Origin of the sequence: Streptacidiphilus sp. MAP12-20 (assembly GCF_041262525.1) — a bacterium.
Classification (GTDB): domain Bacteria; phylum Actinomycetota; class Actinomycetes; order Streptomycetales; family Streptomycetaceae; genus Streptacidiphilus.
Genome location: NZ_JBGCCK010000025.1, coordinates 105,681 through 115,283 on the forward strand (window position 1 = coordinate 105,681; position 9,603 = coordinate 115,283).

General features: G+C 73.2%; 5 protein-coding genes and 1 tRNA gene. All 6 read left to right on the forward strand.

Going from position 1 to position 9,603, the window contains the following annotated elements; genetic code table 11:
- The first annotated feature begins 295 nt into the window (after positions 1–295).
- The 6 genes from tmk to ABIA32_RS28110 all read left to right on the forward strand — a co-directional run bounded on the left by tmk (position 296) and on the right by ABIA32_RS28110 (position 9,243).
- Complete coding sequence (tmk, locus tag ABIA32_RS28085) at positions 296–4,045, forward strand: dTMP kinase (protein ID WP_370101271.1); 3,750 nt, start codon at positions 296–298, stop codon at positions 4,043–4,045.
- A gap of 163 nt (positions 4,046–4,208) precedes the next feature.
- On the forward strand, positions 4,209–5,423 hold the full coding sequence (locus ABIA32_RS28090) for a DNA polymerase III subunit delta' (protein WP_370101274.1): 1,215 nt from the start codon (positions 4,209–4,211) through the stop codon (positions 5,421–5,423).
- A gap of 112 nt (positions 5,424–5,535) precedes the next feature.
- Positions 5,536–6,555 carry a hypothetical protein gene (locus ABIA32_RS28095; RefSeq protein WP_370101276.1) on the forward strand — a complete coding sequence of 340 codons (1,020 nt, stop codon included), beginning with the start codon at positions 5,536–5,538 and terminating at the stop codon, positions 6,553–6,555.
- A gap of 125 nt (positions 6,556–6,680) precedes the next feature.
- Positions 6,681–8,300 carry an alpha/beta hydrolase gene (locus ABIA32_RS28100; RefSeq protein ID WP_370101279.1) on the forward strand — a complete coding sequence of 540 codons (1,620 nt, stop codon included), beginning with the start codon at positions 6,681–6,683 and terminating at the stop codon, positions 8,298–8,300.
- A gap of 114 nt (positions 8,301–8,414) precedes the next feature.
- Entirely contained in the window at positions 8,415–9,080 is a 666-nt protein-coding gene (gene leuE, locus ABIA32_RS28105) for a leucine efflux protein LeuE (protein ID WP_370101282.1), read from the forward strand.
- Between the two features lie 86 nt (positions 9,081–9,166).
- Positions 9,167–9,243, forward strand: a tRNA-Thr gene (locus tag ABIA32_RS28110).
- Positions 9,244–9,603: the final 360 nt, after the last annotated feature.

Here is a 9,603-nt window from a genome sequence, read left to right on the forward strand (position 1 = left end):
CTGCACAGACAGCCGGTTGCCTCTCCGGGGGCGCGGGGCTCTGCTCGATTGACTGCATGCGCGACAAGCCACCGATGTGGTGAGTCCCCAAACGCGCAGGGCCATCGGCACGGGGGCACCTCCCGGCCGAAGGCTGGGGGAGGGTGGTTCCTCGCGCACGCAGTTCATCGAGCAGAGCCCCGCGCCCCTGGAGATGCAACTGGCTCGCCCGCCTTGGTGAGCGGTAGGTCACAGGCGTGTCATGAACCAGGCCGAGGCCGCATCCGCGGTCCGAGGCTCCGGTTAGGCTGGCCGCATGAGCGCCGAGTCGCAGGAGCCCAGCAGTGAGGCCCCGGAAAGCCCCAGCACGCCGTCCGTCGGCGTCAGCCTGACGGAGCGCGCACGCGCCCTGCTGCGTGTGCGCGGCTACCGCCGTGCCTGGCGCGCGCAGGCGACCGGCACGTTGGGGGACCGCCTCGCGCTGCTGACGCTGCTCGGGCTGACCGTCCTCGCCGTCGTGGGCGCCCAGGCGCTGGGCGGCGGATACTCCGGCATGCTGCTCGGCATCGCCGCCGCCTTCGGGGCGCGGCTGGCCGGCACGCTGCTGCTCGGCGCCGTGCTGCTCGCCCCGCTCGCGCAGCTGACGCAGCGTCTGGACCGACGCCGGCTGCTTCTCGGCACGGAGGCGCTCCGCGCCGGGCTGATCGGCTGCTCCGTGTTCTGGGTCACCTGGATCGGCAGTAAAGCCTGGATCTGGCTGCTCGTCACCGTCTTCGTCTCCGCGGCACTCGAACGTGTGGTCACCGTCACCCGTGAGTCCTTCGTCGAGTCGCTGCTGCCCATCGCGGCGCCCGGCCACCCGCCGGTCGACCAGCGGCCGGTCCTGCGCCACATCGACCTGTGGACCAGCTACGCCGCCGTCCCGTACGGCGCGCTCGCGCTGGTCCTGCTGACGCTGCTGAACCAGGGAATCGGCCAGGGCATCGCCTGGCTGGCCGCCCACCCGCTCGCGCTCGCGGGCTTCGGCGCTGCCGCGCTCTTCGTCGCCGCCGGCGTGCTCTCCTTCGGTCAGGAGCTGCCCGAGGCCGGGGGCGGGGAGGGAGTTCGGCGCTTCGAGCCGCGCTCCCCGCTGACGAACCTGCGCGCTCCCGCCGACGTCACCCCGGGCCTGGGCGCCCGCGGCCGCACTGGCTCCTCGCTGACGTTCAGCTTCGCGGCCTGCTCCACCGTCGCCGCGGTCGCCGCAGCCGTGTCGGTCGCCTTCGTGCACGCGTTCGACCTGCTGGCTGGCGAGATCGGCTACGGACTGCTCGTGCTTGCGCTGACCGCCGGTCTGCCGCTCGGCCTCCGGGTCAGCCGCAGCGTGCTGCCGACGCTGAGCCGACGTCGGCTGCTGCCGCTGGCCATGGCCACGTCCGGGCTGGCACTGGTGCTTGGCGGCCTGGTCCGCGACTACGTCCTCGCCCTTGTGCTCTTCGTGCTGGCGGGCATCGCGGGCGGCGTCGCCTTCCGCACGGCCCGGGCGCTGCTCGCGCTCGAGACGGAGGAGGCGCGGCTGCCTCGCGTCGACGAGCACCTTCACGCCATGCTGCGTGTCTCCGTCGCCCTCGCGCTGATCGCCGGGCCGCTGATCGGCGCGGCCTTCGGTCCTGAGCAGTTCGGCGGGACCACGCTGACCTTCGACCACGGCGGTGCGGGCCTCGCGGTCTCGGTCGCCGGGCTGCTGCTGGTCCTGGCGGGCGTCGTGACCCTGCTGCGCGCGGACGACCGCAAGGGCGTCGCGCCGCTGCCGCGCGACGTCTGGGACGCCCTGCGCGGCGGCGCGCAGCCTTCCGCGCACCGGGCGGGCACGGGCTTCTTCATCGCCCTGGAGGGCGGCGACGGCGCGGGCAAGTCCACGCAGGCCCAGGCGCTGGCGGAGTGGATCCGCAGCAAGGGCCACGAGGTGGTGCTGACCCGTGAGCCCGGTGGCAGCGCGGTCGGCCAGCGGTTGCGGGCGATGCTGCTGGACGTCGGCAACACCGGCATCTCGCACCGTGCCGAGGCGCTGATGTACGCGGCGGACCGGGCCGAGCACGTCGACTCGGTGATCCGCCCGGCGCTGGAGCGCGGCGCGGTCGTGATCACGGACCGCTACTCGGACTCGTCCGTCGCCTACCAGGGCGCGGGCCGCGACCTCGCGGGCGCTGAGATCGCGCGGCTCAACCGCTGGGCGACCGACGGCCTGGTCCCGGATCTCACCGTGCTGCTCGACGTCGCCCCCTCGGCGGCGCGGGAGCGCTTCACCGAGGCCCCGGACCGGCTGGAGTCCGAACCGGAGGTCTTCCACCAGCGGGTGCGGGCCGGGTTCCTGGCCCTCGCGGCCGCCGATCCCGCGCGCTACCTGGTCGTCGACGCCGGCCAGCCCCCGCATGCCGTCACGACGGCGATCCGGCACCGGCTCGACCGCGAGCTGCCGCTCTCCGAGCAGGAGAAGGCGGCGCTGGCCGAGCAGGAGCGGCTCGCCCGCGAGGCCGAGGCGCGACGGATCGAGGAGGAGGCCCGCCGCAAGGCGGAGGAGGAGCGCGCCGAGCGCGAACGCCAGGAGACGCTGGAGCGGCTCCGGCTCGAAGCCGAAGAAGCGGAGAAGGCCCGCCAGGCCGAGGAGGACCGCCGCGCCGCAGAGGTGGCGCGGCAGGCCGCCGAGGCCGCCCGCCGTCAGGCCGAGGCGGAGGCGGCCCGTCGTGCGAACGAGGAGGCGGAGCGTCGCCGCGCCGAGGAGGCCGCGCACGCTGCCGCGCTGGCTGAGGCTGCGCGGCTCGCCGAGTTGGAGCGCCAGCGCGCCGAGAAGCGCGCGGAGGAACGCCGCCGCGCGGAGGAAGCCCTGCGCCGCGCCGAGGAGTCCCGCGTCGCGGCGGAGGCCGCCGCGACCGATCCGGTGGACAGCGCCGAGGCCCAGCCCGGACCGCACGAGCCGACGACGGACCCCGCGCCCGGCCACATAGCCGCGGACGAGACGGCCGTTCTCCCGCTCGTCGGGGAGGAGCCCGACGGCGGTAACGCGGCCGGCCATGCCGACGCCGCACCTCACGGCGACGGAAGCGGAGACGCGGTCGAGGCCACGGCGTCCACCGCGGCGAGCGATACCGCGTCCGACGGCGTAGCCGAGGCCCGGACCGAAGCCAGTGCCGGCAGCTCGGCAGAGGCCACGGCGGTCATGCCCGTCGTGGCTGAGGCTGGGCGTGGAGCCGAGGTTGAAGCCGAGGCCAGTGCCAGCAGCTCAGCGGAGGCGACGGCCGTCATGCCCGTCGTGGCTGAGGCTGGGCGTGCAGCCGAGGTTGAAGCCGAGGTCAAGGCTGCCGAGGGGACCGACACGGCAGGCTCCCCGCTGGCACGTGGGCGCAAGGCTCGGGCGGCTCGGGCGCAGGCGGCGAAGGCCGCCGATCCGGCAGCGCCCACGGGATCCACCACGCCCACGGCGCCCTCCGCGCCCTCCGCGCCCTCCGCGTCTGCCGAGGAGACGATGGTGCTGCCGCCGTTCCCGGCGCAGCCCCCGGTGGTCGGCACTCCCGCGGCCGAACCCGAGCTGCCGAAGGCGCGTCGGACCCGGACACCGCGCAAGGCCGCAGCCGAGCCCACGAGTCCCAAGGCCACGAGTCCCAAGGCCATTTCTCCCACGGCCACGACTCCCATGGACGAGACGACGGTCATGCCGGTCGTCCCGCCGATCGACCAGCCGCCACTGCCGCGTTCCTGGCGTGAGGCCGCGCCGCGCAACGCGGAGAGCGTCCAGGACAAGGTTCCCGACTGGCTGTTCCGGCCGGAGCCGGGCCGGCCAGGGGCCGAGGCGCCCACCGCCCAGATCCCGGTCGTCCCCGCCGCCGCGCCGGACGCCGCCGACACCCCGGCTGCGGGGGGCCGCTACGACTGGGCCGAGGAGACACCGCTCGACGATCTCCCCACCCTCACCGACCAGCTGCTCGGTACTCGCGAGGAATGGGCCCATTGGCACGCCGAGCACCCGGAACAGCCCGGTCGCCCGGATGAGGAGGGCGGTCGCGAACCCGGACCCGGCAAGCGGAGCTGACGCGGCGGCCGTCGGCTGTCAGTGCCGACGGCTAGGCTGCCGGGAGCGTGAGAGAGACAGAGCCCGGCGGGTCTGCGCGCGTCAGGGCGACAGCGCACGTCCCAAGGATCCCGGGCATCGGACATGCACGAGGGGTCCGAAATACAGAGAGCGGCGGCGTGACGTGAGCGTGTGGGACGACCTGGTCGGCCAGGACCAGGTGGTGGAGCAGCTGGTCTCCGCCGCCCGGGGTGCGCGCGCAGTCGTGGCAGGGGAGGACACGAAGGCGTCGGGGATGACGCATGCCTGGCTGTTCACCGGCCCGCCCGGCTCGGGACGGTCCACCGCCGCGCGTGCCTTCGCGGCGTCGCTGCAGTGCACGTCACCCGACATCGACCTGGGCGGCGTGCCCGGCTGCGGCTTCTGCGACGGTTGCCACACCGCGCTGATCGGCAGCCACGCCGACGTCAACACCGTGCGCACGGACGGGCTCAGCATCGGCGTGAAGGAGACGCGCGAGCTGGTCCGCAACGCGTCGATGTCGCCGGCCGGTCGGCGCTGGCAGGTGATCATCATCGAGGACTCGGACCGGCTCACCGAGGGCGCCGCCAACGTCCTGCTCAAGGCGATCGAGGAGCCTGCGCCGCGCACGGTGTGGCTGCTCTGCGCGCCGAGCGTCGAGGACGCGCTGCCGACGATCCGCTCGCGCTGCCGTCTGCTCGTGCTGCGCTCGCCTGCGGTCGGCGCGGTCGCGGACGTGCTGATGCGCCGAGACGGTGTGGAGCCTGAGCTCGCGGCGTTCGCGGCGCGTGCGTCGCAGGGGCACATCGGACGCGCGCGGCGGCTGGCGCAGGACGAGGCCGCGCGGTCGCGTCGCGCGGAGGTGCTGAAGCTGCCGCTGGTCGTGGCGGATCTCGGCGCGTGCCTGGCCGGGGCCCAGGCGCTGGTGGACGCCGCGACGGCTGAGGCCAAGCAGGTGGCCGAGGAGGTCGACACCAAGGAGACCGAGGACTTGCGTGCCGCGCTGGGTGCGGCGGCGGGCGTCGGCGGGCGGATGCCGCGAGGCACGGCGGGCGCGATGAAGGAGCTGGAGGACCGTCAGAAGCGACGCGCGACGCGCATCCAGCGCGACAGTCTGGACCTCGCGTTGCTCGATCTCGCGGGCTTCTACCGGGACGTGCTGGCCGTCCAGTTCGGTGCGGGCAGTGCGGGCGGTGCCGGCGGCGGGCTGTCCAACGAGGACCTGCGCGCGAGCGTGGAGCGGCTGGCGTACCAGTCCACGCCGGAGGCCACGCTCCGCCGCCTCGAGTCCGTGCTGGCCTGCCGCGAGGCGATCGAGCGGAACGTCGCGCCGCTCCTCGCCGTCGAGGCCATGACGGTCGCCCTCCGCGCAGGCTGAGCCCAGGCACGCGTGCCTGCAATCGCGCAGGTCGGCGCGGTTCCCTTCGCTCATTCGGGTGGCAATGGCCCGGAGAGTGATCACAGTTCCTCCGGTGGGGGATCCGGTCAGGATGACCTTGTGGTGGAGCGCAGCGCTGATCGCTGCCGGGGCGACGGTCGGAGTCGGGCTCGCGGGGAGTGCGCTCGGCGCATGGCGGGAGGAACGAGCCGGGCAGGTATACGAGTTGACGCCTCGCTACCTTGGGGTCGCCCTCCGGGCCGGCGCTGCCGCGCTCGCCTTGGCCTGCGCGCTGGCGGGCGGTGTGCTCGCGGCCGGCGGTGACGCTCGCACGGTCGCCGACTCCCGGCCCGTCCGGGCCGGTTCAGCGCACGCCTCCTCGGGCTCGAGTGCTCAGGCCGCAGCGGGGGCCCCGGGCTCCGCCTCGGACCGCGTGCACGCCGCCCCGGCCGCCCCGGCCGCGTCGTTGACCTCGGTCGGCGAACCCTCGGGCGGACGCCTGCTGCAGGGCAGCCTGACCGGCGTGCCGGGACAGGTCAGGCTCTGGCTGCCGGCGCAGTACACCGCCCACACGGGAGCCACAGTCGGCCTCCAGGCGCTGGTCGTCCGCGCGCCGGAGGGGGAGCTCGCGGAGATCTGGGAGGGTCTGGCCGGCGCGGTGGCCGCCGGACACGCGAACCCCTTCGTGGTGGTCGCCCCCGACGACCCCTGCGCACTGGCCGGTGACGACTCCGCCCTGCGCCGCGCGGTGGCCGCACGGTTCCACGTCGCCACGCGGGCGCGGTCCTGGGCCGAGCTGGGCGTGGACGCGGGCTCCTCCTGCGCCGCGGCCGCCGAGCTGGCACACCCGGACGCCTACGCGGGCGCTGCCGCCCTGGGCGGTACGCTGCCGCATCCGTCCGGTGCGGCGGTCCCCGCCGGCGTGCGGCTGCTGCTCGCGCAGGCGCGTCGGGACCTGCCGGCCCAGGCGGAGGCCAATCGTCTGCGGTCCGCGCTGCTGGGTGCGCCCGACGCCGGGATCCGCCTCTCCGCGGTGGTCCGCGACATCTCTCCTGACCGTGAGCGCTTTCGTCTGGCCAGAATGGCGGCAAACTATCTGACCGAGGAGTTCGCCACCGGCGCGCACCGCTGACGCGTCCTCACCACAATTCTCACGAGCACCAACCGCACTGTCAGCACCAGTACCACCGTCCGCAACAGCAGCACCACCTGATCGGCATCACCCGCGCCGATCGCCGCGTCCACCTTGGGGAGAGCATGAAGAGAACGCGCGTGTCCAGGGCCGTCGCGGCACTGACCGTCCTCGGCCTGGCAGCGCTCGGCGTCACCGGCTGCACCTCCTCCGCCCCGGCGTCCAGCAGCTCCGGCGGCAGCGGCGCTTCCTCCGCCTCCAGCGGACCCTCCTCCGCCGACACCGCACCGAGCAGCAGCGCCGTCGCCACGCTCCAGCCGCTGCCCACCGAGATTCCCGGGAACCTCCAGCCGTACTACGGTCAGCACCTCGCCTGGCACAGCTGCGACTCCGGCTTCGAGTGCACGACCTTCAAGGTCCCGATGGACTACGCGAACCCGGGCGGCGGCGACATCACCCTGTCCGCCGTGCGCAAGCAGGCGACCGGCCAGGGCATCCCCCGGATCGGGTCGCTGCTGGTCAACCCCGGCGGGCCCGGCGGCTCGGCCGTCGACTACGCCGAGTACGCGGCGCTGAGCTTCCCGACGGTCGTCCGCGCCGCCTACGACATCGTCGGCGTCGATCCGCGCGGCGTCGCGCGCTCCTCGCCGGTGAAGTGCCTGTCCGACCCGCAGATGGACGCCTTCACCGCCGTCGACACGACCCCGAACAGCCAGAACGACGTCGACAAGCTGGTGGCTGCGGACAAGAGCTTCGCCCAGGCCTGCCAGGCGCACTCCGGCAAGCTGCTGTCCCACGTCAGCACGGTCGAGTCCGCCCGCGACATGGACGTGCTCCGCGCCCTGCTCGGCGACGCCAAGCTGCACTACCTCGGCAAGTCCTACGGCACCTTCCTCGGCGCGACCTACGCGGGGCTCTTCCCGTCCCGGGTGGGCACGATGGTGCTGGACGGGGCGATGAACCCGTCCCTGAACGCGCTCCAGCTGAACAGCCAGCAGGCGGGCGGCTTCGAGGTCGCCTTCGACGCCTTCGCCGCGGACTGCGTCAAGCGGCCGGGCTGCGCGCTGGGCACCGGTACCGTCCAGCAGGCCGGCGCGAAGCTGGACGCGTTCTTCCAGTCGCTCGACACCAACCCGCTGCCGACCGGCCAGGGCCGTCAGCTGGACGAGGCGCTGGGGACCACGGGTGTGATCTCCGCCATGTACGACCAGGCACAGTGGCCCGACCTCCGGCTCGCGCTCAGCGCCGCGATCAAGAACGGCGACGGCAAGGCGCTGCTCGCGCTCTCGGACCAGTACTACGAGCGCAGCCCGGACGGCACCTACAGCAACCTGATGTACGCGAACTCCGCCGTCAACTGCCTCGACCTGCCGCCGTCGGCGACCACGCCGGACCAGGTACGCCAGGAGGAGCCGCTCTACGACAAGGCGTCCCCGCACTTCGGTACCAGCCTTGCCTGGGGTGGTCTGACCTGCGCCTACTGGCCCGTCCCCGCCACCGGCGCGCCGCACGTCATCCCCGCCAAGGGCGCCTCGCCGATCCTCGTCGTGGGCACCATCCGCGACCCCGCAACCCCCTACGCCTGGGCCCAGGGCCTGGCCGCGCAGCTGGAGTCGGGCTCGCTGCTGACCTACGACGGCGACGGCCACACCGCGTACTCGCGGGGCAGCACCTGCATCGACGAGGCGGTCAACTCCTACCTGCTCCAGGGCAAGGTCCCGGCGAAGGGCACGATCTGCCACTGAGCGGTCCAACGGTCGTTTCAGTCGGTCGGCTGTCGGGGCGGTTGTCAGGAGCGACCGCCCTCGACGATCCTTTCTTCGACGCGTCCGCTTCCTGTCGACGAAAGGCCGCCTGCCATGTTCGGCGTGACCCACTACTCCACCTACGTGCTGGGTGCTCTGCTGATCATCCTGCTGCCCGGTCCGAACTCGCTCTACGTGCTCTCCGTCGCGGCGCGCAGCGGGATAGCCACCGGCTATCGCGCGGCGGCGGGCGTCTTCGTGGGCGACACCACGTTGATCCTGCTCACCTCGCTGGGCGCGGCCTCGCTGCTGCGCGCGACGCCGCTGGTCTTCGACGCGGTCAAGCTGGTCGGTGCGGCCTACCTGCTGGTGATCGGCTGGGGCATGCTCCACGCCGCCCACGCCCTCTGGCGGGACCGCAACGCCACCGCCGCGCCGCAGACCCCGGAACCGGCGTCCGAGGAGTCGGCCACCACCGCGTCGCCCTTCCGCCGGGCACTGGTCGTCAGCCTGCTCAACCCGAAGGCGATCCTCTTCCTGCTCTCCTTCTTCGTGCAGTTCGTCGACCCGGCCTACCCTCGCCCGGCCCTCTCCTTCGCCATCCTCGGCGGCACGATCCAGGTCTTCAGCTTCCTCTACCTCTCCACCCTGATCCTCGCGGGCCACCGCCTCGCCGCCGTCTTCCGCTCCCGCCGCCGCCTCTCGGCCGGACTCACCACCGGCGTCGCCGCCCTCTTCATCGGCTTCGCCGCCAAGCTGGCCACGGCCTCCGCGGGCTGACCGCCGGTCCGCGCGGGTGGTGATCAGGCCGTGATCGAAAGGCGTGCAGGAGCACCCCTCCGGGCTGTGTAGACTAATCCCCGTTCGCCGCCTTAGCTCAGTTGGCCAGAGCAACGCACTCGTAATGCGTAGGTCTCGGGTTCGAATCCCGAAGGCGGCTCCAAGGTGAACCCCAGGTCATCCCTCTGACCTGGGGTTTCTTGCTCCTCGCCACCTTCGGATCGCGGCAAATCGGGCACTTGCGGTCTACGCATTGCAATGCGTAGGTCTCGCTTCTACTCCGCGTCGCATGCGTGGGAACCCAGGCTTTTGACCTGCGGCTTTGGCTCGGCTCGTCGTTGGAGCCGCGCAATTCGCAGGATTCCGGTGGACAGCCGGTGGACAGCTGTGCGTGATGCCGCGTCAGAGGCTTCGCGCTGCTTTCGATCAGGGCTGATGTACCGAGCAATCAGGTGGGGAGGATCGAAGGCGCGGGGGTTGTGTGGTTCGGACATGCGCCAGGGGCCGCCCGGCAAAGTCCAAG